Here is a 24,937-nt window from a genome sequence, read left to right as displayed (position 1 = left end):
GCCGTATCGCTCGGCCATGGCAAGCCCCGACAAAAACAGCCCCGCCGGCGACCGCATCGCCAAGGTGATCGCGCGCGCCGGACTCGCCTCGCGGCGCGGCGCGGAAGAGATGATCGCGGCCGGCCGCGTGACGGTGAACGGCAAGACCATCGACAGCCCCGCGCTGAACGTGACGCCGTCCGACCGTGTCGCGGTGGATGGCAACGCGCTGGAGCCGCCGGCCGCCCCGCGCCTGTGGCTCTACCACAAGCCCGCGGGCCTCGTGACCACGACCCGGGACGAGAAGGGCCGCGAGACCGTGTTCGACGCCCTGCCCGAGGACATGCCCCGCGTGCTGTCGGTGGGTCGGCTGGACATCGCGTCCGAGGGGCTGTTGCTGCTGACCAACGACGGCGAGATCAAGCGCCGGCTCGAGCTGCCGTCGACCGGCTGGCTGCGCAAGTACCGCGCCCGGGTGAAGGGAAATCCGGACGATGCCGCGTTCGAGCCGCTGCGCAAGGGACTGACGCTGGACGGCGAACACTTCCAGCCCATGACCGTGACGCTGGACCGCCAGCAGGGCGCCAATGCCTGGGTCACGGTGGGCATCCGCGAGGGCAAGAACCGCGAGGTGCGCCGCGCGATGGAGTCCATCGGCCTGCCCGTGAACCGCCTGATCCGCGTGTCCTACGGCCCCTTCCGCCTGAACGACCTGAAGGCCGGGGCGGTCGAGGAGGTCAAGCCGCGCGTGCTGCGCGAGCAGCTGGGTCTCGGAACCGAGGGCTTCGCCGAAGCCAAGCCCAAGCCGCAGCGCAAGCGCCGTCCCCAGCGTCCCCGTTCGCGCGATTGACGCGGCCCGCCCCTTTGAACGGGCGGAAACCTGCATATTTGAATGACATAGGCTTGCCCGGCGTCCGTCGTCCGGCCAAGTTCCGCAGCAATCGAGGGCCGAGGGGGGCCGCACCGTCATGTCCAGACTGATCCTCGTCGCGGTGATCGTGGCCGCGCTGGCGGTCGTGGTCAGCGCAGCGGTGCAGGCGATCCGGGCCGGCGGCGCGGCGCTGTCCGAGGCGCGGCCCGGAGGAGGCATGATGCAGAAGACAGCGTTCCTGATCCTGGTGGCCCTGATCCTTTACGTGTCGATCTGGGGGGCGGGCTGATGGCCCAGCGCTTCGGCGGGCGGCACAGCCCCGGCGCCGGGGGCGCGGACTGGGCCGAACGCAAGCCCAGCCGTGCCGGTGCCCGGTCGAACGCCCTCTTCGTCGCCCCCGTGCCGCTGGTGTTCCGCGCCTTCGGGTCGGACCCCACCGGATTGCTGCTGAACCTGCTCGCCTTCGGGATGCTCATGGCGGCCGCGTGGCTGACGCGGGAAGGTCTGCGTGCGCACGAGGCCTATGACGCGCGCACCGTCGCGCGCCGCCCGGCCCTGCCGCGCAAGATCCTGGGCGCCGCGCTGACCGGGCTGGGGCTGGGCACCGCCGGGATGGTCGGCGGCGATCTGGCCGCGCCCGTGATCTTCGGCGTGCTGGGCTTCGGGCTGCACCTGCTGGCCTTCGGTCCCGATCCGCTGAGCGACAAGGGCGCGCCGGGTGCCGACGCGGCCACCAGCGCCCGGGTCGCCCGCGCCGTGGACGAGGCCGAGGCCCACCTGGAGGAGATCCGCACGGTCATCGACGCCACCCGCGACAAGCCGCTGAAGGCGCGGGTCGAAAGCTTCATCGCCACGGCGCGGCGGCTGTTCCGTGCCGTCGAGCAGGACCCGCGCGACCTGCGGGCCGCGCGCCGGTGGCTGGGCGTCTATTTGCTGGGCGCCCGCGACGCGACCGACAAGTTCGCGACGCTTTATGCGCGCAATCGCGACCCGGCCGTGCGACAAGACTACATCGCGCTTCTGGACGATCTCGAGGATGGTTTCGCCCGCCGCACCGAGACCATGCTGCTGGACGACCGCCAGGATATGGATATCGAAATCGAAGTGCTGCGCGAACGGCTGGAGCGCGAATCGCTGGCCGTCGCGCAGACCGACAGGGATTAGGGGACCCGCCATGGCCGAAGACACACCGAAGACCAAGACCGCCATCACCGACGAGATCGACGCGGTCGCCGCCCACAGCCTGCCCGCGCCGGCGCCCGACATGCCCGCGCTGGCCGAGGCCCCGCCCGAGACGCGCGACGCGGTGGAACAGCGCATCGCGCAGCTCGACATGGGCGATTCCGGCTCGATCGTGGGCTTCGGGTCGGCCGCGCAGGCCGAGCTGCAGCAGATCAGCCAGGCGATGCTGTCCGACGTGCGCAACAAGGACGTGGGCCCGGCCGGCGACGGCCTGCGGTCGATGGTGGCGGCGCTGCGCGGCTTCTCGGTCAACGAGCTTGACATGCGGCGCGACCGGACCTTCTGGGAACGCCTGCTGGGCCGCGCCGCGCCCGCCGCGAAATTCGCCGCCCGCTACCAGGAGGTGCAGGGCCAGATCGACGACATCGCCGGCAACCTGGAGCGGCACGAGCACCAGCTGCTGAAGGACATCAAGGCGCTGGACAAGCTCTACGAGAAGACGCTGGCCTTCTACGACGAGCTGGGCCTGTTCATCCTGGCGGGCGAGGAGAAGCTGCGCCGCCTGGACGAGGACGAGATCCCGCAGCTGGAGGTCAAGGCCTCGGACGGCGCGGGCGACGACGTGATCGACAGCCAGCACCTGCGCGACATGCGCGCCGCCCGCGATGACCTGGAACGCCGGGTGCACGACCTGAAGCTGACGCGCCAGGTGACGATGCAGTCGCTGCCGTCGATCCGGCTGGTGCAGGAGAACGACAAGTCGCTGGTCATGAAGATCAACTCGACCCTCGTGAACACCGTGCCGCTCTGGGAAAACCAGCTGGCGCAGGCGGTGACGATCCAGCGCTCCGAGGATGCCGCCGACGCGGTGCGCCAGGCGGGCGACCTGACCAACGAATTGCTGCGCGCCAATGCCGACAACCTGCGCGAGTCCAACGCCAAGGTCCGCGAAGAGATGGAGCGCGGCGTCTTCGACATCGAGGCGGTGAAGGCGGCCAACGCCCAGCTGATCGCCACCATCGAGGATTCGCTGCGCATCGCCGACGAGGGCCGCGCGCGCCGGGCCAAGGCCGAGGAAGAGCTTCAGACGATGGAATCCGAGCTGAAGACCACGCTGGCCGCCGCCTCGTCGCGCGGGGACCGGACCCCCCGGTGAACCACGCGCGCACCCCCTTGCGCGGCGTTTTCGCCGCCACGGCCCTGCTGCTGGCGGGGTGCGCGGAGCTGTTGCCGGTCGATCCCGTGCCGCGGCCGCCCGAACGCCCCGCCCGCGCCGCGCCCGCACCCGAGGTCGAGGCGCCCGAACGTCCGGCGGAAAGCGCGGCGCTGGTCAGCTACTACACTCGGGTGCAGCAAAACCTGCTGACCCAGGGCCTGCTGCGCCAGGACGGCGGCGGGCCCGACACGCCCTTCGATGCCGACCGGCTGGCGCAGACCTTCCGCCGGGTGGCGCTGTTCCAGGAATACGACACCAGCGGCGGCGGCCTCGTGCAGCGCGAGACCGCCAGCCAGCTGCACCGCTGGGAGACCCCGGTGCGGATCGAGCCGCGCTTCGGCGCGTCGGTCACGCCCGACCGCGTGACCCGCGACCGCAACGCGATGATCGGGCTGGCGTCGCGCCTGTCGCGCGCCGCGCGGCACCCGGTGGACGTGGTCGAAGAGGGCGGCAACTTCATCGTCTACGTGGTGCGCGAGGACGAGCGGAAGGAGCTCGGCCCCGAGCTGCGCCGCCTGCTGCCGGGCCTTGGCAGTGGCGCGCTGTCCACGGTGCTGGACCTGCCGCGCCAGAACTATTGCGTCGTCTTCGCCTCGGACCCGCGCGACAACGGCGCCTACACCCGCGCGGTGGCCATCGTCAGGGCCGAGCATCCCGACCTTCTGCGCCTAAGCTGCCTGCACGAGGAGATCACGCAAGGGCTGGGCCTCGCCAATGACTGGCCCGGCGCCCGCCCGTCGATCTTCAACGACGACGAGGAATTCGCGCTGCTGACCACCATGGACGAGGCGCTGCTGCGCATCCTCTACGACGCGCGCCTGCGCCCCGGCATGACCGAGGCCGAGGTCGCGCCCCTGCTGCCGGGACTGGCGCGCGAGGCCATCGGCGGCGGCGGCAGCTAGCATGCCGTTCTCCCCTGCCCCGCCCGTTGCGCGGGCGGAAACGGCTGCGCCGTGAGTATTGGAAGACCAGTGATGCAGGGGCGCCCCTTCCCATCACTGGTCTTCAAATACTCGAATCCGGCGCCGGCCGCCCGTGCCGCCTTGTGACGTGCCAGCGCGCGCATGGCCTTGCGCCGGAGGGACCACCTGCGATCTAGTGGCGCCAATCCTCTCTTTGCCGGAGCCGACCATGCCCATCTTCGACTTCCTCGCCGGTCAGTTCATCGACGTCATCCACTGGACCGACGACACCCGCGACACCATGGTCTGGCGGTTCGAGCGCGAGGGCCACGAGATCAAGTACGGCGCCAAGCTGACGGTGCGCGAGGGCCAGGCGGCGGTGTTCGTGCACGAGGGGCAGCTGGCCGACGTGTTCACGCCGGGGCTCTACCTGCTCGAAACCAACAACATGCCGATCATGACCTCGCTCCAGCACTGGGATCACGGCTTCCGCTCGCCCTTCAAGTCCGAGGTCTATTTCGTCTCGACCGCGCGGTTCACCGACTGGAAGTGGGGCACCAAGAACCCGGTGATCCTGCGCGACCCCGAGTTCGGCCCCGTGCGCGTGCGCGCCTTCGGCACCTACACCGTGAAGGTCGCCGATCCCGCCCTGTTTCTGCGCGAGATCGTGGGCACCGACGGGGCCTTCACCTCGGACGAGGTCAGCTTCCAGATCCGCAACATCATCGTGCAGGAGTTCAGCCGCGCCATCGCGCAGTCGGGCATCCCGGTCCTGGACATGGCCGCCAACACCGCCGACCTGGGCCGCATCGTCGCCGAGGAGATCAGCGCGACGGTCGCCGCCTACGGGCTGACCATCCCCGAGCTCTACATCGAGAACATCTCGCTGCCCCAGGCGGTGGAAAAGGCGCTGGACGACCGGACATCGCGCGGTCTGGCGGGGAACCTGGACGAGCACATGCGCTGGCGCGCGGCCGAGGCGCTGGGCGCCGAGGGCGGCGCGGCGGCCGCGGCCATGGGCACCGGTCTCGGCGCCGGGCTGGGCATGCAGATGGGCGGCGCCATGGCGCAGACCGGCCCCTGGGGCGCGCGCCCCGCGCCCGCCGCCGCGGCCGTACCGCCGCCTCCGCCGCCTGTCGAGCATGTCTGGCATATCGCCGAGAACGGATCGACCCATGGCCCCTATTCCAAGGCGCGGCTGGGCCGCATGGCGACCGAGGGCGGCCTGACCCGCGACACGATGGTCTGGACGCAGGGCCAGGACGGATGGATGCGGGCCGAGGACGTGGCCGAACTTGCCCGCCTGTTCACCGTGATGCCGCCGCCCCCGCCGCCCGGCGTCTGACATGCGCCGATCGCACGCGTTCCCGGTCGGCCCGCAACGGCAGGCCCCGCGATGATGGACGGTCCAGCCCCGGACCATCGGTTCCCCTGCGGCGCCTGCGGGTCGGACATGCGGTTCGACCCCGGCACCGGGAACCTGGTCTGCGACCATTGCGGCAACACCGAAACGCTGGACCGGGATGCGCCGTCGGCCATCGCCGAGCGAGATTTCCGCGACGCGATCGAGGCCCGTCTGCCGGACACGGCGATGGAGGAAACCCGCGTCTCGCGCTGCCCCAATTGCGGCGCCGAGGTCGCGTTCGACCCCGAGATCCACGCCACGGAATGCCCGTTCTGCGCCGCGCCCGTGGTCACCGAAACCGGCGCGCACCGGCATATCAAGCCGCAGGCCCTGCTGCCCTTCGCCATCGACGAGGCTACGGCGCGGCAGGGCATGAAGGACTGGCTCGGGTCGCTGTGGTTCGCGCCCAACGGGTTGAAGGACTACGCCCGCAAGGGCCGGCGGATGCAGGGGATCTACGTCCCCTACTGGACCTTCGATGCCGACACGGCGTCGCGCTATTCCGGGCAGCGGGGCACGGTCTACTACGAGACGCGGACCGTGATGCGCGACGGCAAACGCCAGACGGCGCGCGTCCAGAAGGTACGCTGGCGGCCCGTCTCGGGGCGCGTGGCGCGGTTCTTCGACGATGTCCTGGTGCTGGCCTCGACATCGCTGCCAAAGGGGCACACCGACGCGCTGGAGCCGTGGGACCTGTCGGCCCTGGTGCCCTACAGCCCCGACTTCCTGGCCGGGTTCCGGGCCGAGGGCTACCAGGTGCCGCTCGAGGACGGGTTCGGCACCGCGCGCACCCGGATGGACGCGCAGATCGCCCATGATGTCCGGTTCGACATCGGCGGCGACCGGCAGCGGATCGACCGGATCGACACCGACATCAGCGATGTGACCTTCAAGCACGTCCTGCTGCCGGTCTGGCTGGCCGCCTATCGCTTTCGCGGCAAGAGCTATCGCTTCGTGGTCAACGGCCAGACGGGGCGCGTGCAGGGCGAACGGCCGTGGTCCGCGTGGAAGATCGCGCTCGCGGTGGGGGCCGGGCTGATCCTTGCGGCGGTTCTGGGCTATGTCTATGCGTTGAACGGCTAGAGGGGGACGAAAGCCATGATCCTGTGCTGCGGCGAGGCGCTGATCGACATGCTGCCGCGCGAGACGCCGGCGGGCGAGCGGGCCTTCGCCCCCTACTCGGGCGGTGCGGTCTTCAACACGGCCATCGCGCTGGCGCGGCTCGGCGCGGAGACGCAGTTCTTCTCGGGCCTGTCGGACGACCTGTTCGGCCAGCAACTGGTCGAGACGCTGGAGCGCGACGGCGTCGACACGGCGCTGGCGGCCCGGTCGTCGCGGCCCACCACGCTGGCCTTCGTGACCCTGACCGACGGCCACGCGAGCTATGCCTTCTACGACGAGAACACGGCCGGCCGCATGCTGTCGCCGGGCGACCTGCCCGACGCCGTTTCCGCCAAGGCCCTGTTCTTCGGGGGAATTTCGCTTGTGGTCGAACCCTGCGCCGAGGCCTACGCCGCGCTTTGCGCGCGCGAGGCGGGCGAGCGTGTGGTGATGATCGACCCCAATATCCGCCCCGGCTTCATCTCGGACGAGGACACCTATCGCGCCCGGCTCGGCGCCATGCTGCCGCGCGCGGACGTGGTGAAGCTCAGCGACGAGGACCTGCACTGGTTGAAGGGCGAGGGCGACATCGCCACGCTGGCGGGTGAGCTGGTTTCGGAAGGCACGAAAATCGTCTGCATCACCGAGGGCGCGAAGGGCGTCACCGCCTTCACCGCGCGCGGATCGGTCGGCGTGACGGCACAACGGGTCGAGGTGGTCGATACCGTGGGCGCGGGCGACACGTTCAACGCCGGTTTCCTTGCCGCGCTGGACCGGGCCGGTGTGCTGACGAAGGACGCCATCGCCGCGCTGGATGACGAGACGCTCCGCGCGGCACTGGCGCTTGGCACGCGCGCGGCCGCCGTGACGGTCAGCCGCGCGGGGGCCAACCCGCCGACGGCGGCCGAGCTGTGACTTGAGTCCGGCGCTTCCCGCCTAGGGCGCGCGCGGAAGATCACCGCGCATCGCGATCCCGTCGGGATCGAAGAACGCCCGGCGCTGCACGGTGGCGGGCACCACTTGCCCCGCGACCTCGACGGCGAAGCCGCCCTCGGCCAGGGCAGCCGGGTTCGAGAGTTCGGACGGCAGGTAAGCGAGCCCCAGCGCCGCGCCCACGTGATGGCCGTAGCTGCCGGAGGTCACGTGCCCGACCACCCGGCCATCCTTCAGCACCGGTTCGTTGTGGAACAGCATGGGCGCGGGGTCGTCCAGCCGCAGGGCGACCATCCGCCGCCTAATCCCCTCGTCCCGCTGCCGGGCGACCGCGTCACACCCGATGAAGCCTGTCTTGTCCTTCGGCACGGCAAAGCCCAGCCCGGCCTCGAGCGGGCTGTCCTCGGGCGTGATGTCGTGGCCGAAATGGCGAAACCCGCGCTCCATCCGGCAGCTGTCCATGGCGTGCAGGCCGCAAAGTGCCAGTCCGTGATCCGCGCCCGCCGCGGCCAGCGTTTCGAACACATGCGCGGCCATGTCGGCGCTGACGTACAGCTCGTAGCCCAGCGCGCCCACGAAGGAGACGCGGTGCGCCCGGGCGAGGCCAATCCCGATCTCGACCTCGCGGGCGGTGCCGAAGGGCTGGGCCGCGTCGGACCAGTCGTCGGGCGAAACCGCGGCCATCAGCCCGCGCACCCCTGGTCCCATGACGCAGATCACGGCCTCGCCCGCCGTGACATCCACGATGATGGCGCGGGCGTCGCCCAAGTGGCGGCGCAGCCACGCCATGTCGGCGTGCAGGCGCGCGGCCGGTGTCACCACGAGGAAGGCCGTGTCGGACAGGCGCGTGACGGTCACGTCCGCCTCGATCCCGCCGCGGGAGTTCAGCATCTGGGTATAGACGACGCGGCCCACGGGGACGTCGATGCGGTTGGCGCAGACCAGGTCGAGAAAGGCGGCGGCATCGGCGCCCTCGACCCGGATCTTGCCGAAGGAGGACATGTCGTAAAGACCGATCCCCTCGCGCAGCGCGGCATGTTCGGCGGCCCAGTTCGGAAACCACGGCCTGCGGCCCCAGCCGATGTCGTATGCCGCGACCCCGCCCGGCGCGGCGAACCAGTTGGCGCGTTCCCACCCGGCAAGCTCGCCCATGACGGCGCCCCGCGCCAGCAGGTGGTCGTGCAGGGGCGAGCGCCGCACGCCCCGCGCGGTGGCCTTCTGTCGAAACGGCGTGTGATCGGCGTAGAGCAGGCCCAGCGTCTCGCTCACGCGGTCGCGCAGGTAGCGGCGGTTGCGCTGGAACGGTTGGGCGCGGGCCACGTCGACATCGCCCAGGTCGAAGGGTTGCACGCCGTCCTGCATCCACTGCGCCAGCGCCATGCCCGCGCCGCCCGCGGACTGTATCCCGACCGAGTTGAAGCCCGCCGCGACCCACAGGTTGTCGGCCTCGTTGCAGCGGCCCAGCAGGTAGGCGTTGTCGGGCGTGAAGCTTTCCGGCCCGTTGAAGAACGTCCGGATCCCCGCCTGGGCCAGCATCGGTATCCGCTCGACCGCGCGTTCCAGAATCGGCGCGAAATGGTCGAGATCCTCGGGCAGTTCGTCGAAGCAGAAGCTTTCGGGAATGCCCTCCATGCCCCAGGGCTTGGCGCGCGGCTCGAACGCGCCCAGCATCAGCTTGCCCGCGTCCTCCTTGTAATAGGCGCATTCGTCCGGGACCCGCAGCACCGGCAGGCGGCCCAGGCCGGCGACGGGCTCGGTCACGATGTAGAAATGCTCGGCCGCGTGCAGCGGCACGGTGGCGCCGGCCATGGCGCCGACCTCCCGCGCCCACATGCCGGCGCAGTTGACCACATGCTCGGCCGTGATGCGGCCCGGGCCATCGGGGCCGTCGTAGCGGACGGCCCGGACGTGGCGGCCCACCCGGTCGATCCCCGTCACGCGGGTCTGCTCAACGATCCGCGCGCCGCCCGCCCGTGCCCCCGCGGCCAGCGCCAGCGCGATGTTCGACGGGTCGCCCTGCCCGTCGCCGGGCAGCCACACGCCCATGCGCACGCCGTCGGTGTTCAGGTGCGGGTACCGCGCCGCGATCTCGTCCGGCGCCAGCTCGGATATCTCGACCCCGAACGCGCGCGCCATGCCGGCCTGCCGCCGCAGCTCCTCGACCCGCGCCTCGGTCAGGGCCACGGTGATCGAACCGGTCTGCCGCATCCCGGTGGCAAGCCCCGTCTCGGATTCGAGCCGCGCGTAGAGGTCGGCGGAATACTTCGCCAGCCGGGTCATGTTGGCGCTGGCGCGCAGCTGCGCGATCAGGCCCGCCGCGTGCCACGTGGTGCCGCTGGTCAGCTGCTTGCGCTCCAGCAGCACGACATCGCGCCATCCCAGTTGCGCCAGGTGATACGCGACCGAGCAGCCGATGACGCCGCCGCCGATGATGACGGCCCGGGCGGTCTCGGGAACGCTCACGGACGCCCCCGGCGTCGTCCATGGCGGCGGCCAGCCATCGCGCCATTCGCCCCTGCTGTGAGGTATCCGTCCGCCATGCGCGCCTCGCTTGCCTCACCTGCCCCTGCGACTAGATGGGCCATTGGGCGGTCGCGCAAGGGTGAATGGCCATGGCCGAGAAATCTGAGGGCGCGGCGACCGCCAGCCAGCCGCCTCCCGCCCTGCGGGACGCGACGCGGGTCTGGGCGCGGATCGGGGTCCTGTCCTTCGGCGGCCCGGCGGCGCAGATCGCCCTGATGCACCGGATGGTGGTGGACGAACGGCGCTGGCTGAGCGAACGGCAGTTCCTCGACGCGCTGTCCTTCTGCATGTTGCTGCCCGGCCCCGAGGCGATGCAGCTGGCGACCTTCGCGGGATGGCGGATGCACGGCGTGCGCGGCGGGCTGGTGGCGGGCGGCCTGTTCGTGCTGCCCGGCGCGATCCTGATCGCGGCGTTGGCCGCGCTTTACGGTCGCTACGGCGATCTTGCGCTGGTGGCCGCGCTGTTCACCGGGATCAAGGCGGCGGTGCTGGTCATCGTGGTGCAGGCGCTGGTCCGGCTGTCGCGCCGGGCCCTGCGCGGTCCCGAGGCGGTCGCGCTCGCCGGGCTCGCCTTTCTCGCGCTCTTCGCGTTCGCGGTGCCCTACCCGGCCGTGGTGGCGGTGGCGGCGGCATGGGGCGCGCTGCGGCTGGCCGCGCCGGCAACCAACGCACCGTCCTCGGGCGACGCGCCGCGCGGGGCCGAGGTCACCGCCACCCTGAAGCGCGTGGCGCTGTGGCTGGCGGTCTGGCTGCTGCCGCTGGCCGCGATCGGTCTCGTCGCGCCGCCGATCTTCGCCGAGCTTGCGCGGTTCTTCTCGACCCTGGCGACCGTCAGCTTCGGCGGCGCTTACGCGGTGCTGGCCTACATGACGCAGGAGGCCGTGACCGGGCGCGGCTGGCTGACCGCGGGAGAGATGTTGGACGCGCTGGGTCTGGCCGAAACGACGCCCGGACCGCTGATCCTGGTGACCGAGTTCGTGGGCTACCTGGCGTCGGCCCGCGCCGCGCCGGGGCCCGAGCACGCCCTGTGGTGGGGACTGGCGGGGGCGGTCGTGACGCTGTGGGCGACCTTCGCCCCCTGTTTCCTGTGGATCTTCGCGGGCGCGCCATGGATCGACATCCTGTCGCGCCGTCGTCGGCTCGCCGCGGCGCTGGCCGGCGTGGCGGCGGCGGTCGTCGGGGTGATCGCCAACCTTTCGGTGTGGTTCGCCCTGCACGTCCTGTTCACCGAGCTCGGCACGCTGAGGGTCGGCCCCGCCAGGCTGCTTTGGCCGGAGCCGGCCACCCTGGACCCGGTGGCAACGGGCATCGCCGTGGCGGTCGCGGTGGCGCTCTTCGCGCTGCGCTGGCCGGTCGCGGCGGGGATCGCCCTGGGCGCCGGTCTCGGCGCCGCCGCGCACGTCCTGATCTGACGCGCCGTTTCCCCTTGAGACGACTGGACATTCCCCGATAAATGCGCACCTTGCAAACATGACAGACACCTCCACCGCCGGGCATGGCGACCACGCCCTTCCCGCTTCGGTCATCGAGATCCTCAGTCGCAGTGAAGTCCCCATCGTCTTTGCCGATGCGGGCCTCGACGACGCGCCCCTGATCTATGCCAACGACGCCTTCTGCCGGCTGTCGGGCTACGACCGGGACGAGGTCGTGGGCCGGAACTGCCGCTTCCTGCAACCGCCGCAGGGCGCTGGTCCCGTGCGCGAGCGCATCCGCGCCTTCATGGCCAATGACGCCAAGACCCAGGACCGGTTCCTGATCTCGAACGTGCGCAAATCGGGCGAGCGGTTCTTGAACCTGCTTTACATGTCCAAGCTGCGCCGCCCGGGCAAACCGACGCTGTTCCTCGGGTCGCAATTCGACATCACGAAGTTCACCGCGCGCGGGGCCGACGCCTTCGACGACGCGCTGGCCAGCGACATCCAACAGATCAACGCGCTGACCAGCCAGAGCGGCTGGCCCATGCTCAGCTCCACCGCCACGCTCGCATCTAGCTTCGAGACCATCATCCAGGCGAAGCTGAATGATTGACGATCGGCCCCGCTACGACCAGCACAACCTGCCGGTGGTGGGGATCGGCGCGTCCGCGGGCGGGCTCGAAGCCCTGCGCGAGATGTTCTCGGCCTTCCGCGAACCGGCGGACATGGCCTTCGTCGTCGTGCAGCACCTGGACCCCACGCACGAGTCGCTGATGGCGCAGCTGATCGAGCGCTATACCGACATGGCCGTGTCGCAGGCCGCCGGCGGCGAGGTGCTCGAGGCGAACCACATCTACGTGATCCCGCCGGGCCATGGCCTGGCGATCGAGCAGGGCGTGCTGAAACTGACCGAGTTCGTCGACCCCCGCGGCATGCGGCGGCCCATCGACGATTTCCTGGAAAGCCTTGCGCATGACAAGCGCGGCAACTCGGCCTGCGTGATACTGTCGGGCACCGGGGCCGACGGCAGCCGCGGCATGCGCGCCATCATGGAACAGGGCGGCCTGTGTCTGGTGCAGGAACCGTCGACCGCGCGGTATGACGGGATGCCGACCTCGGCCATCCGAACCGGTCTTGTCGACGTGGTGTCCGAGCCCGACGGCATCATCGAGCACCTGTCCCGCTTCTTCGACCGCACCGAGATGCAGACCACGGCGCGTTCGGCCAAGATCGACAGCCCCGACTACATCGACGCGCTGTGCGACCGGCTGCGCGAGACGGTGGGGCACGATTTCTCCAGCTACAAGCGCCCCACGCTGGTGCGGCGCGTCGCCCGCCGGATGCAGGTTCTGGGGATCGACGACGGGATGGAATACCTGCGCTTCACCCAGTCGAACCTGGAAGAGTGCAACCTGCTGTTCCGCGATCTGCTGATCAACGTCACGCGGTTCTTCCGCGACACCGAGCATTTCGAGAAGCTGAACGCCGAGGTGATCGAGCCACTGGTGGCGAACGCGTGCAACGGCGAGGAAATCCGCCTGTGGGTGCCCGGCTGCTCGAGCGGGGAAGAGGCCTTCACCTACGCGATCTACTTCATCGAGGCGATCCGCAAGCACGACGTGCGCCCCTACGTCCAGATCTTCGCCACCGATATCGACGACAAGATGCTGGACCTGGGCCGTGCCTGTACGTTCCCGCTGTCGGCCCTGACCGATATCCCGGCCGAATTCCGCGACAAGTACACCATCGTCAACCAAGACAACTTCTCGCTTATCCCGCAGGTGCGCGACATGGTGCGCTTCAGCCTGCACAGCCTGATCAAGGATCCGCCCTTTTCGAAGATCGACCTGGTCTCGTGCCGCAACCTGCTGATCTATCTCAACGAAGAGATCCAGGCACAGGTGGTGCCGCTGTTCCACTTCGCGCTGCGCAAGGATGCCTATCTTTTCCTTGGCTCGTCCGAGGCCATCGGCCGGTTCGAGGACCTGTTCGAGACCATCGACCAGAGCGCGCGCATCTTCCGTCGCAAGTCGGTGCGCAGCCACTATTCGCTACAGCTCGCGCGGGGCTCGACCCGCGACGGGGAACGGCGGGCGGCCACGCCCTATCGCGAACGGTCCCGGCCGCGCGAGGACGCGACCGAAAGCGCCGCGCTCCGCCGCCTGGCCGAGGCCTATGCGCCGGTCAGCATGCTGATCGACGACCAGGGCAACCTGCTGCAGAAATGGGGCCGAGTCGGCCGCTACCTGGATTTTCCCGACCGGGTCGAACGCTACGTGCACGTCCCGTCGCTCGCCCGCCCCGGCCTGCGCGAGGTGCTGGGCGCCATGCTGCGCGAAAGCCGTACCGAGGCCCGCCGCGTGACCCTGCCCAAGGTCGAGATCGCGACCGAATTCGGCAAGATCCCCTGTTCCGTCGCGGCCGAGCCGATCGAGATGACGGCCACTCTTCTTGTGATCCGCGAGACCGGCGCGCTTGAGCCTTTCGAGGGCGACGAGATGACCGAGGTCGATCCCCAGGACGGCCAGCTTCGCTATCTCGAGGAAGAGCTGCAATCGGCCCGGCACCGTCTGAGTTCGACCGTCGAAGAGCTCGAGACGACGAACGAAGAGCTGAAAAGCTCGAACGAAGAAATGATGTCGATGAACGAAGAGCTTCAATCGACGAACGAGGAACTGACAACCGTCAACGACGAACTGAAGAACAAGGTCGACGAGCTGACGGTCGCCAATGCCGACCTAAAGAACTTCTTCGGCTCGACAGAGCTGGTGGTGATGGTGGTTGACCGGGACTTGCGGCTGCGCAGCTATACGGATCCCGCCGAGGATCTTTTCAACCTGTCCAAGCACAGCGTCGGCAAATCGTTGTCGGACATCCCCAGCAAGCTGACGGACCAGGAATATCTGGACATGGCCAGCGCGGCCGCCGGGCGCAACGAGTCCGGCGAATACCGCAGCCAGACCGAGGATCGAACCTTCGTCGCCCGCGTCGTGCCCTATCGTCGGCTTGACGGGGAGACCGACGGCGCGACCCTGATCTTCACAGATGTCACCAACATCCTGATGCTCGAGCGGAACCTGAAGGAGCAGCAGGAGCGGTTGGGCCTTGCGCTTGACGTGGCCGGGATCGGCGTGTGGGAGTACGAGCCGAAAAGCGACGCGATCACGCTGGACGAGACCGAGCGCACGCTGCTGGACCTGTCGCAGGATACGAACCAGGACAGCATGGACGCGATCCTCGAGAAGCTGCCCGAGGAGGACCGCAATCGCGTGAACTCGGCCCTGCGCCGCGCCATGGACGGCGACCGAGATTTCGACGAGGTGTTCCGGATCGAGCTGCGCGACGGCGGCACCCGCTGGCTGCACGGCATGGGGCGGCGCGTGCCCGCCGGTAGCGAACGCAAGTTCATCGGCGTGACCTACGACGTTTCGCCCGAGCGCGAGCTTCTGGCCCAGCGCGAACTTCTGATCCGCGAGATGCATCACCGGGTGAAGAACCTCTTCGCCGTGGTGTCGTCGCTGATCAGCGTGTCGGCCCGCGACGTGAAGGACGTGGAGTCCTTCGCCGCGACCCTGCGCGGTCGCCTGCAGGCGCTGGACCGGTCCCATTCGCTGTCCACCGGGCTGGACGAGGTCAACGAGTTCGCCCTGCGTGACGTGATCGACGCCGTCCTGTCGCCGGTCCTGGACGACCATTCGATCCAGATCGACGGCACAGATGTCCTTATCGGGCGCGAGCGGCTGACGCCGCTTGCCCTGATCTTCCACGAATGGATCACCAATTCGATGAAATACGGCGCGCTCGCCGTCGATGGTGGCACGCTGCGGATCGACTGGACCGATGCGGACGGCAAAATCGATCTGAACTGGGTGGAAGACGGCGTGGCCGACGACGTGCCCGATGGCAGCGGGTTCGGAACCCGGCTGGTCTCGGCCACGGCACACCAGCTGTCGGGCGAGGTCGAGGCCGAACGGCTGGGGTCGGGCTATCGGCGGCGGCTGGTCTTCTCGGCCATGGACGGCGACGACTGAGCCACGAGGCCGGCCGTCGTTACCCCGCCTGTTCCAGCGCCTTGCGGATTTTCTCGGGCGAGGACGGCTTCGGTACGAAGGTGCAATCGGCGAAGGCGAAGTCGGGATCGCTCGGCGCGGCGTTCGCGCTGCAGAAGATCAGGGCGCAGCCCAGGTGCCGCAGTTCCTCGGCCAGTTCCCACACGGTCTGTCCGCGGATGTTGATATCGAGCAGCGCGATGTCGGGGCAGTATTTCTTGGCCAGCTCCCGGGCCTCGTTGATCGAGATCGCGGGCCCGATCACCTTGCGTCCCGATGCTTCGACCGTGTCGGCAAGGTCGTAGGCGATAAGGGCCTCGTCATCGAGCACCAGTACATTCTTCGTCATTTACGCATCGTCCCACTCGCCGGGCGTGATCTCACCCGGTAACGCCCTTTCGGCGACCCGCTTTCCTGCGGGTATTTCGTGGAAGCTAGGGGGGCGCCCGCGCATGGCAAGCGCTTGCGCGGGCGACGTGGCGTCGGGATGGCCCGGCGTCGCGGGCGTCCTCGGGCCGGGGCTTGCGGAGGTGGCCGATTCCGGCCCTGACAACAGCCGGCAACCTGCCTATGTTGAGGCCCTGCGCCGCCTGCCCGACGGGCCGCGCGACACCCCGAGGACAGCCCATGTTTGCCTGGTTCGAGCGGCGCATCGCGCCCTATCCCGATGACCCGCCGCGGATGCCGCCTGCGACCCTGGGACGGTTCATGCTGCATTACAGCCGGGGCGCGTTGCCATGGCTCGTGCTGCTGGGGCTCGGGTCGGGCGCCATGGCCGTGATCGAGGTCGCGCTGTTCGGCTGGCTGGGCGAGATCGTCAACGACCTGTCCGCCACGCCCCGCGACCAGTTCTGGGACCTGCACGGGGGGCGCATCCTGTTCATGGCGGTGGTGCTTCTGCTCGTCCTGCCGATCTTGAACGCGATGTCGACGGTCATCATGCACCAGACACTCATGGGCAATTTCCCCCAGCGCATCCGCTGGCAGGCCCACCGCTACCTGCTGCGCCAGTCGATCGGGTTCTTCAACGACGAGTTCTCGGGCCGGATCTCGCAACGGTTGATGCAGACCGCGCTGGCCGTGCGCGAAGTCGCGATGAAGCTGGTCGATGTGGGGGTCTACGTCTCGACCCTGTTCCTGTCGGCGCTGGTGCTGGCGGCGACACTGGACTGGCGGCTGGCCCTCCCCTTCGCCACGTGGGCCGCGGCCTACGGCGTGATGCTGTGGCTGATCGTGCCGCGGCTGGGACAGGTCGCGCAACAGCAGGCCGACGCGCGCGCGGGCATGACCGGGCGGTTGGTCGACAGCTATACCAACATCGCCACGGTGAAGCTGTTTTCCCATTCCGACCGGGAAGAGGCCTGGATGCGCGAGGGGATGGACCAGTTCCTGGGCACCGTCCATCGCCAGATGCGGCTGTCGGCGGCGCAGGACATCTTCCTCAACACGATCAACGTGGCGCTGGTGGCCGCGGTGACGGGCATCGGGCTGTGGCTTTGGTCCGCGGGCCGAGTCGAGGTCGGCGCCGTGGCCGTCGCCGTGCCGCTGGCCCTGCGGCTCAACAACATGTCGCACTGGATCACCTGGGAGTTCGCCGCGCTGTTCGAGAATATCGGCACCGTGCGCGACGGGATCTCGACCCTGTCGCTGCCGCGCGCGGTGCAGGACCGCCCCGGCGCCGCGCCGCTCGTGCCCGTCGCGGGCGAGATCCGGTTCGACAGCGTGACCTTCCGCTATTCCGGCGCCGACGATGCGCGGCCCATGGCTGTGCTGAACGACCTGACGCTGCATGTCCGACCCGGCGAACGGGTGGGCCTCGTGGGCCGCTCGGGTGCCGGCAAGTCGACGCTGGTCAACCTGCTGCTCAGGCTGCACGACATCGACGCGGGCCGCATCACCATCGACGGGCAGGACGTGCGCGAGGTCACGCAGGACAGCGTGCGCGCCGCCATCGGCGTCGTCAGCCAGGACAGCGCGCTGCTGCATCGTTCGGTGCGCGAGAACATCGCCTACGGCCGCCCCGAGGCCAGCGAGGCCCAGATCGAGCAGGCGGTCGCAATGGCCGAGGCGCAGGAATTCGTTCCGGGCCTCAGCGATGCCGAGGGGCGGCGCGGTCTGGACGCCCACGTGGGCGAGCGGGGCGTGAAGCTTTCGGGCGGCCAGCGGCAGCGCATCGCGATCGCCCGCGTGGCGCTGAAGGATGCGCCGATCCTGGTGCTGGACGAGGCGACCAGCGCGCTCGACAGCGAGGTCGAGGCCGCCATCCAGTCGCGCCTGTCCGTCCTGATGGAGGGCAAGACCGTGATCGCCATCGCGCACCGCCTGTCCACCATCGCCGCCATGGACCGGCTGGTGGTGATGGATGGCGGCCGCATCGTCGAGCAGGGCACCCACGCCGAGCTGTTGGCGAAGGGCGGTCTCTACGCCCGGCTATGGCAGCGCCAATCGGGCGGCTTCCTGGCGAGCGAGGACTGACCAGACCTCAGACCGGCGACACGCCGTTCACGTTCAGGAACACCGAGTAGAGCGACGTGGTCCCGCAGATGAACAGCCGGTTCAGCTTGGCGCCACCGAAGCAGACATTGGCCACCAGCTCCGGGATGCGAATCTTGCCCAGCAACCGGCCATCGGGCGCGTAGCAATGCACCCCGTCGGCGGCCGAGGTCCAGATGCGGCCATCGCGGTCCACGCGGAAGCCGTCGAAGAACCCGGCGGTGCATTCGGCGAACACCTCGCCCCCCGAGAGGGTGCCATCCTCGGCCACCGCGTGTCGGCGGATGTGCTTGGGTCCCCCCGGCGTGTGGGTCACGCCGGTATCGGCGATGTAGAGCACGCTTTCGTCGGGCGAGAAGGCCAGCCCGTTGGGCTTCATGTAGTCGTCGGCGGCGATGCTGATGCCGCCGTCCGGCCCCACGCGATAGACGTGACAGGCGCCGATCTCGCTTTCGGCGCGGGCGCCCTCGTAATCCATCAGGATCCCGTAGCTGGGGTCGCTGAACCAGATGGAGCCGTCCGATTTCACCACCACGTCATTGGGCGAGTTCAGGCGCTTGCCCTCGTGGCGGTCGGCGATGACCGTGACGCGTCCGTCATGCTCGGTGCGGGTGACCTGCCGCGACAGGTGCTCGCAGGACACCAGCCGTCCCTGCCGGTCGACCGTGTGCCCGTTGGCATTGCGCGAAGGCTCGCGAAAGACGGAGACCCTGCCGTCGGTATCGTCCCAGCGCAGGATGCGGTTGTTGGGAATGTCGGACCATAGCAGGTAGCGCCCGGCGGCGAACCAGACCGGCCCTTCCGACCAGCGCGCCCCGGTCCACAGCCTCTCGACCCGCGCGTGGCCGATCAGGCAGGACTCGAAATCAGGGTCGATGGTCTCGAAACCTGTGCCTTCGATCTCTCCGTACATGCGTTTCCCTTCCTTGGCTCGATGCGGCTGACCCTGGCGACGGGTCCGCCCTTCGGGCAGGGGCCGGCGATCTCCCCTGCATTGCCGGTCAACGGCCGGGTGGCGCCGCCGTTCCGATCAGGCGGCCTCGTCCCGGCCTGCCCCCACACGGCTCCGATGCGGACCGAAGAGACAGGCGAGCCCCAGGATGACGCCGGACACGGTCGCGATCATGCCGGCCGCGCTCACCGCGTTCTGCGCCCCGAACCACAGCGGCCCGTAGCCCGCGAAGACATAGCCCAGGATGGCCGACATCGTGGCGAAAGCGACCGACCACCAGACCTGGTGCGCCAGCCGGTTGGTCATCAGCCGGGCGGCGGCGGGCGGGCAGATGAACATGGCGATCACGATGATCGAGCCCACCGCGTCGAAGGCCGCGACGGCGGCCACGGCCGCGGTGACCATCAGGCCGAAGCCCACCGCCGCCGCCGGGATGCCCAGCGCCTGGGCGAAACCCTCGTCGAAGGTCGCGATCTTCAGCCAGCGCCAGAAGACCAGCGTCAGCACGACCACCAGCGCACAGACCAGCGCGATGCGCGGCAGCTCGTCCGGCAGGGAGGCCAGCGCCGCCGGATCGAGGAGCGAGCCCCACCCATCGGCCCGAAACCAGATCAGCGACTCGAGATTGCCCATCAGCGCGTGCTCGACATCCAGGTGAACCTGGCTGGTGTCGGACTGCTCGAGGATCAGGACACCGGCCGCGAACATCGTGGTGAAGACCACGCCCATGGCCGCGCCCGGCTCGATCTGGCCAAGGCGCTTCACCGCTTCGATCAGGATGACGGCCAGAATGGCCGCGCCCGCCGCGCCAATCATCATCGGTATCGCGGCGACCATCCCGGTCAGCAGGAACGCCACCACGATACCGGGCAGGACCACGTGGCTGATGGCGTCGCCGATCAGGGCCTGGCGCCGCAGGATCAGGAAGTTTCCGGGCAGCGCGCAGGCGATGGCCGCGAAGACCCCGATCAGGATCGGCGTCAGCGAGAACTGGACGAACTCGGCCCCCATCACACGTCCCCCAGGCCCATGGGCGGTCCAAGCCGTCGGTCGAACTCGTCGATCTCGTCGCGGGTGAAGACCTCTTCGATGGGGGTCAGCCCGTCGTAGCGGCCCGTCAGCCCGGCATCCTGGTGCACCTCGCGCGCCACGTCCCAGCGGCGTTCGTCGCGGGCGACCTTGGCGGCCTGCGCGCGGCCCGCGTCGGTCGGCACACCGTCGGGGCGCACCAGCCCCTCGCGCGCGAGAAGCCGCACGGTGTAGGCCTCGCGGATCGGGTGCTGCGCCGCCAGGGCCAAAAGCCCCTGCCGACGGTGCACCCGCGCCTGGAACCGGCGGTGCCGCAGCACCGCGGCCAGGACGCCACGCCCGGGGGCGAAGAACAGCGACACGACGAAGATCGCCGCGGCGACCAGCACGATGATCGGACCGGTGGGCATCGACGGGGCCGAGGCCGAGATCACGGCCCCCAGGTATCCCGAGGCGCCGCCCGCCGCCCCGGCGATCCAGATCACGCGGTGCGACCGGTCGGTCCAGAAACGGGCGGTCACGGCGGGAATGATCAGCATGGCGACGATCAGGATCAGTCCGACCAGTTTCAGGCCGATCACCGTCACGGCCATGACGAGGCCCATCATCAGGAGATCGATCCGCCGCACGTCGTATCCCATGGCGGCGGCGTATTCGCTGTCGAAGGCCACCAGCGTCATCGGGCGGCGCAGAAGCGAGGTGGCCAGCACCGTCAGCGATCCGCCCACCGCGATCACCACCGCGTCCTCGTACAGCATCCCGGCGGTCGAGCCCAGCAGGAAGGTCTCCAGCCCGGCCTGCCGGCCCGCGCTCATGCTTTGCACGACGGTCAGAAGAACCACGCCCAGCCCGAAGAACACGCCCAGCACCGCGCCGATGGCCGCATCCTCGGCCAGCCGGGTGCGCCGGGTGATCCATTCGATCAGCAAGAGCCCGATCCACGCCGTCAGCGCCGAGCCCGCCAGCAGGCCCAGCAGGCTGCGCCCGTCCCCGCCGAGCGAGACCATGACGATGAAGGCGAGCCCCACGCCCGGAAGGGTCGCGTGGGCCACCGCGTCCGAGACCAGCGCCCGTTTCCTGAGAAACAGGAACGTCCCGGCCGATCCGGCGGCAAAGCCCAGCAACGCAGCCCCGATCGCCACCAGCGCGGCGTTATAGCCCGCCTGCAGAAACAGCGCATCGAGGAACGTCTGCATCACGCCCCGCCGGTCGGCGACAGCTCGTCGAGGTGGGTGGCCGCCAGCCGCCCGCCATAGGTCGCCTGAAGGTTCCCGGTCGTGAAGGCGGTGGCGACAGGCCCCTCGGCAATGCGCCGCACGTTGATGAGGAAGACGTGGTCGAAATAGTCGCGGACGGTCGACAGGTCGTGGTGGACGGCGACCACGGCCTTGCCCTCGGCCTTCAGCGTCTTCAGCACGTCGATGATCGCGCGCTCGGTCGCGGCATCCACGCCCGCGAAAGGCTCGTCCAGCAGGTAGAGATCCGCGTCCTGCGCCAGCGCGCGCGCCAGGAACACGCGCTGTTGCTGGCCGCCCGACAGCTGGCCGATCTGGCGATGGGCGAAATCCGCCATGCCAACGCGGTCGAGACAATCCCGCGCGCGGGCCGCCATCCTGCCCGACAACCGGCCCAGCAGCCCGACCCTGCGATAAAGCCCCATCTGCACGACATCCATCACGGTGGTCGGGAAATCCCAATCGACGCTGGCGCGCTGGGGGACATAGGCGATCCGCTCGCGGGCCTTCTCGATGGCCTGCCCGAAAACGTAGACATCGCCGGACAGGCGCGGGATCACGCCCAGCGACGCCTTCAGCAGCGTCGATTTCCCGGCACCGTTGGGGCCGATGATCGCCGACATGGATTCCGCCGGGAAGGTCGCGTCGACCGAAAAGACGGCAGGCTTCTCGCCATACGACACGGTCAGGCCGCGGACCGCCAGGGGCGCGCCCGAGGGCACCGCGACAGGCCGGGCGGCCCGTCCGTTTTCGGTCGCGATGGTGGGCTGTTGGCCAGGGCTCATCGGGGAGGCCATCAGTTCAGCAGGTCCTGCATGCCGGTCTCCGGCGCCTCGCCGCCCAGCGCCCGGGCGATGGTCGTCACGTTCGAGTCGATCATGCCGACATAGGTTCCGCGATAGGTGCCCGGTTCGCCCATGGCGTCGGAATAGAGCTCGCCCCCGATGGCGACCTCGTGCCCCTCGGCCGCGGCGCCTTCGATCAGGGCGCGGATGTTGCGGTCGCTGACCGAGGTTTCGACGAAAACGGCGCCGATGTCGCGCGCGACCAGCAGGTCGACCAGTTCCGAGACACGGCGCAATCCCGCCTCGCTTTCGGTCGAGATGCCCTGGATGCCGATGACCTCGAAATCATAGGCCGCGCCGAAATAGCCGAAGGCATCGTGCGCCGTGACCAGCACGCGGCGGTCCGCGGGCACCGACGACAGGGCCTCGGCGGTATAGTCGGCCAGGTCGGACAGCTCGGACAGGTAGTCTTCGGCATTGGCGGTGAAGGTGTCTGCGCCCTCGGGGCGCACCTCGATCAGGGCATCGCGCACGGTTTCCACCACGCGAGACCACAGCTCGGGCGTCATCCACAGGTGCGGATCATAGCGGCCGTCGTAATCCGCGCTGCCGATCAGCCGGTCCTCGGGAACGCCCTCGGCCACCGCGACCACGGGCTGGTCCCGGCCCAGTTCGAGCAGGAACTCCTCCATCTGCGCCTCGAGATAGAGACCGTTCCACAGCACCAGATCGGCATTGGCCAGCGCCACGATGTCGCTGCGGGTCTGGCGATAGGCGTGCGGATCGACCCCCGGCCCCATCAGGGCCTGCACGTCGACCATGTCGCCCCCGACCTCGCGCGCGGCATCGGCGATCATGCCGGTCGTGGCGACCACGCTCACACGATCCTGCGCCGCGGCCCAACCGCTGCTTGCTGCCAGGGCCAATGACGCGGCGATCGCAGCGAAGGCTCTCCTGCTGAGGGTCATCCATCATCTCCCGTTCGACACCAGCCGGGTGGCCGGATGTCTCGCGATAAAAGCTAGTGCCGGGTGGACGCGCCGTCAATGCTTCTGCGAAGCATTCGCAAAAAGGTCGTCCGCTTTCCGCGGCCACCTCGATCATGTAGCACAACGCGCCCCGGAGAAAAAACGCCCCCGCGGCCGGGGGCGGACGCGGGGGCGCTATCTTGCATCTGCGCCGGCGCGCGGGCGTCTTGTGTCACTTCGGCTCGGACCGCAGGCCCTGGAGGATGGCCCAGCACAGGAACAGCAGCACCATGGTGAAGATGATGCCGGTCGCGTTCACCATGGCCTGGAGTGCCGTCAGGCCGCCGCCGATCAGCAGCACGATGGCCAGAACGCCCTCGGTCGTCGCCCAGAAGACCCGCTGTGCGGTGGGCGCCTCGGTCTTGCCGCCCGCGGTGATCGTATCGATGACCAGCGAGCCGGAGTCAGACGAGGTGATGAAGAACACCAGCACGAGAATGATGCCGATGGACGACGTGATCATCGTCAGTGGCATGTCCCCGAACATCGCGAACATCGCCAGCGAGTCGTTGTAGTTGGCGATCACGTTCTGGTAGACGCCGCTGTCCTCGCCCATGGTGGCGACCTGGGTGATCGCGGTCCCGCCGAAGGTCGCCATCCAGAAGACGCTTACCACGGTCGGGATCAGCATCACGCAGATGATGAACTCGCGCACCGTGCGGCCCCGGCTCACCCGCGCGATGAACATGCCGACGAAGGGCGACCAGCTGATCCACCACGCCCAGTAGAACGACGTCCAGCTTTCGCGGAAGCTGTCATCTTCCCGCCCTATGGGGTTCGAGAGCGGGATGATGTCGGTGGCGTAGGTCGACAGGCCGTTCCAGAAGTCCTTGAGGATCTGCATGGTCGGGCCGGCCAGGAAGACGAAGAACAGCAACGCGACCGCGAAGCACATGTTGATGTTCGACAAAAGCTTCACGCCGCCGTCGATGCCGCGCACGACCGAGATCAGCGCGACGGCGGTGACACCGGCGATCACGATGATCTGGGTGTTCAGCCCCTCGGGCACGCCGAACACGTAGTGCAGCCCCGAGGTCGCCTGCTGCGCGCCAAGGCCCAGCGACGTGGTCAGGCCGAAAAGCGTGGCGAAGACCGCGATGATGTCGATCACGTGCCCCGGCCAGCCCCAGACCTTGTCACCCATCAGCGGGTAGAACGCGGACCGGATCGAGAGCGGAAGCTGCTTGTTGTAGGTGAAGAGCGCGAGGCTGAGCGCGACGATCGCGTAGGCCGCCCAGGGATGCAGGCCGAAGTGGAAGATCGTCGCCGCAAGCCCGTGGCCGCGCGCGTCGGCCAGCTGCGCCTGGTCGATCTCGCCGGTCTCGGTGTTGATCGGCCCTTCCAGTCCCAGCGGGTTCGAGACCTGCATGTGGTAGACGGGCTCCAGCACCCCGAAGAACATGAGCCCGATCCCCATGCCCGCGGCGAACAGCATCGCGAACCAAGAGGCATAGCCGAAATCGGGGGTGGCCGCCGTCCCGCCGAGCCGCACCTTGCCCAGGGGGCTGAAGACCAGGAAAAGGCAGAACAGCACGAAGACATTCGCGGCCGAGAGAAAGACCCAGTCGAATGTCTTGGTGACGAAATCGAACAGCCAGTTGAACACCGCGGACGCCTGGTCTTGGAAGATCAGGGTCACCAGCACGAAAGTGACCACGGTCAGCGACGAAATCAGGAAAACCGGGTTGTGGATGTCGAAGATTAGCGGACCGATACGCCGTTGGACATTGTCCTGCCCCACGCGGTAGGCTCAGGACTCATAGCCAGTAGATGACGATAGCGGCGAGAGCGATGGCTGAGAGGAAGACTTTTGGGCACCGGTCGTATCGCGTTGCAACG

At 69.0% G+C, this 24,937-nt stretch carries 20 protein-coding genes and 1 pseudogene; 12 read left to right on the top strand and 9 right to left on the bottom strand.

Annotated features, from left to right (window positions below):
• Positions 1-16 precede the first annotated feature (16 nt).
• The 8 genes from BUB76_RS13915 to BUB76_RS13880 all read left to right on the top strand — a co-directional run bounded on the left by BUB76_RS13915 (position 17) and on the right by BUB76_RS13880 (position 7,571).
• Positions 17-829, top strand: coding sequence for a pseudouridine synthase (locus BUB76_RS13915; RefSeq protein WP_073129407.1), 813 nt, complete (start codon positions 17-19; stop codon positions 827-829).
• Between the two features lie 118 nt (positions 830-947).
• Complete coding sequence (locus BUB76_RS13910; protein WP_073129406.1) at positions 948-1,139, top strand: hypothetical protein; 192 nt, start codon at positions 948-950, stop codon at positions 1,137-1,139.
• Complete coding sequence (locus BUB76_RS13905) at positions 1,139-2,014, top strand: 5-bromo-4-chloroindolyl phosphate hydrolysis family protein (protein ID WP_073129405.1); 876 nt, start codon at positions 1,139-1,141, stop codon at positions 2,012-2,014. The genes BUB76_RS13910 and BUB76_RS13905 overlap by 1 nt, the downstream gene beginning before the upstream one ends.
• A 10-nt stretch (positions 2,015-2,024) precedes the next feature.
• Positions 2,025-3,188, top strand: a complete 1,164-nt coding sequence (locus tag BUB76_RS13900) for a toxic anion resistance protein (protein WP_073129404.1) — start codon at positions 2,025-2,027, stop codon at positions 3,186-3,188.
• Positions 3,185-4,150, top strand: a complete 966-nt coding sequence (locus BUB76_RS13895; protein WP_073129403.1) for a DUF2927 domain-containing protein — start codon at positions 3,185-3,187, stop codon at positions 4,148-4,150. The genes BUB76_RS13900 and BUB76_RS13895 overlap by 4 nt, the downstream gene beginning before the upstream one ends.
• 229 nt (positions 4,151-4,379) lie before the next feature.
• A complete protein-coding gene (locus BUB76_RS13890) occupies positions 4,380-5,495 on the top strand; it encodes an SPFH domain-containing protein (protein WP_073129402.1) in 1,116 nt (371 codons plus the stop codon).
• A 54-nt stretch (positions 5,496-5,549) separates the two neighbouring features.
• Positions 5,550-6,638, top strand: coding sequence for a TFIIB-type zinc finger domain-containing protein (locus BUB76_RS13885; RefSeq protein ID WP_236737925.1), 1,089 nt, complete (start codon positions 5,550-5,552; stop codon positions 6,636-6,638).
• 15 nt (positions 6,639-6,653) lie between these two features.
• On the top strand, positions 6,654-7,571 hold the full coding sequence (locus BUB76_RS13880) for a carbohydrate kinase family protein (RefSeq protein ID WP_073129400.1): 918 nt from the start codon (positions 6,654-6,656) through the stop codon (positions 7,569-7,571).
• A gap of 21 nt (positions 7,572-7,592) precedes the next feature.
• Here the strand turns inward: BUB76_RS13880 and BUB76_RS13875 are convergent, their stop codons facing one another.
• The gene (locus BUB76_RS13875) at positions 7,593-10,052 is read right to left on the bottom strand and encodes a GcvT family protein (RefSeq protein ID WP_073129399.1); all 2,460 of its coding nucleotides are present in this window, start codon (positions 10,050-10,052) and stop codon (positions 7,593-7,595) included.
• Between the two features lie 149 nt (positions 10,053-10,201).
• Here BUB76_RS13875 and chrA point away from each other — a divergent pair, with 149 nt between their 5' ends.
• Genes chrA through BUB76_RS13860 form a run of 3 tightly spaced genes read left to right on the top strand, consistent with a single transcriptional unit; the run spans position 10,202 to position 15,558 of the window.
• Entirely contained in the window at positions 10,202-11,524 is a 1,323-nt protein-coding gene (gene chrA / locus BUB76_RS13870) for a chromate efflux transporter (protein ID WP_073129496.1), read from the top strand.
• Positions 11,525-11,582: 58 nt separating this feature from the next.
• On the top strand, positions 11,583-12,140 hold the full coding sequence (locus BUB76_RS13865) for a PAS domain-containing protein (RefSeq protein ID WP_073129398.1): 558 nt from the start codon (positions 11,583-11,585) through the stop codon (positions 12,138-12,140).
• Positions 12,133-15,558, top strand: a complete 3,426-nt coding sequence (locus BUB76_RS13860; protein WP_073129397.1) for a chemotaxis protein CheB — start codon at positions 12,133-12,135, stop codon at positions 15,556-15,558. The genes BUB76_RS13865 and BUB76_RS13860 overlap by 8 nt, the downstream gene beginning before the upstream one ends.
• A gap of 19 nt (positions 15,559-15,577) precedes the next feature.
• Here BUB76_RS13860 and BUB76_RS13855 read toward each other — a convergent pair whose 3' ends face one another.
• Complete coding sequence (locus tag BUB76_RS13855; RefSeq protein WP_073129396.1) at positions 15,578-15,925, bottom strand: response regulator; 348 nt, start codon at positions 15,923-15,925, stop codon at positions 15,578-15,580.
• Between the two features lie 278 nt (positions 15,926-16,203).
• On the opposite strand from BUB76_RS13855, the gene BUB76_RS13850 reads away from it, so the two are divergent.
• Positions 16,204-18,051: an ABC transporter ATP-binding protein gene (locus BUB76_RS13850; RefSeq protein ID WP_073129395.1), complete on the top strand. Its 1,848-nt coding sequence runs from the start codon at positions 16,204-16,206 to the stop codon at positions 18,049-18,051.
• Positions 18,052-18,058: 7 nt separating this feature from the next.
• On the opposite strand, the gene BUB76_RS13845 is transcribed toward BUB76_RS13850, so the two are convergent.
• The 7 genes and pseudogenes from BUB76_RS13845 to BUB76_RS17695 form a co-directional block, all read right to left on the bottom strand.
• Positions 18,059-18,982 carry an SMP-30/gluconolactonase/LRE family protein gene (locus BUB76_RS13845; RefSeq protein WP_073129394.1) on the bottom strand — a complete coding sequence of 308 codons (924 nt, stop codon included), beginning with the start codon at positions 18,980-18,982 and terminating at the stop codon, positions 18,059-18,061.
• Positions 18,983-19,099: 117 nt separating this feature from the next.
• Positions 19,100-20,032 carry a metal ABC transporter permease gene (locus BUB76_RS13840; protein WP_073129393.1) on the bottom strand — a complete coding sequence of 311 codons (933 nt, stop codon included), beginning with the start codon at positions 20,030-20,032 and terminating at the stop codon, positions 19,100-19,102.
• Entirely contained in the window at positions 20,032-21,246 is a 1,215-nt protein-coding gene (locus BUB76_RS13835) for a metal ABC transporter permease (protein WP_073129392.1), read from the bottom strand. The genes BUB76_RS13840 and BUB76_RS13835 overlap by 1 nt, the downstream gene beginning before the upstream one ends.
• Positions 21,246-22,070: a metal ABC transporter ATP-binding protein gene (locus tag BUB76_RS13830; RefSeq protein ID WP_236737924.1), complete on the bottom strand. Its 825-nt coding sequence runs from the start codon at positions 22,068-22,070 to the stop codon at positions 21,246-21,248. Before BUB76_RS13830 ends, BUB76_RS13835 begins: the two co-directional genes overlap by 1 nt.
• An 11-nt stretch (positions 22,071-22,081) precedes the next feature.
• Entirely contained in the window at positions 22,082-23,038 is a 957-nt protein-coding gene (locus BUB76_RS13825) for a metal ABC transporter solute-binding protein, Zn/Mn family (RefSeq protein WP_073129390.1), read from the bottom strand.
• A gap of 232 nt (positions 23,039-23,270) precedes the next feature.
• Complete coding sequence (locus BUB76_RS13820) at positions 23,271-24,839, bottom strand: BCCT family transporter (protein WP_073129389.1); 1,569 nt, start codon at positions 24,837-24,839, stop codon at positions 23,271-23,273.
• A 16-nt stretch (positions 24,840-24,855) separates the two neighbouring features.
• Positions 24,856-24,937: pseudogene (locus tag BUB76_RS17695) on the bottom strand (IS5/IS1182 family transposase); the annotation flags it as partial.

It is taken from the genome of Palleronia salina, from assembly GCF_900141995.1.
GTDB classification, from domain to species: domain Bacteria; phylum Pseudomonadota; class Alphaproteobacteria; order Rhodobacterales; family Rhodobacteraceae; genus Palleronia; species Palleronia salina.
The sequence above is the reverse complement of the archived record's forward strand: the minus strand, read 5'-3'. Positions and strand labels throughout refer to the sequence as shown.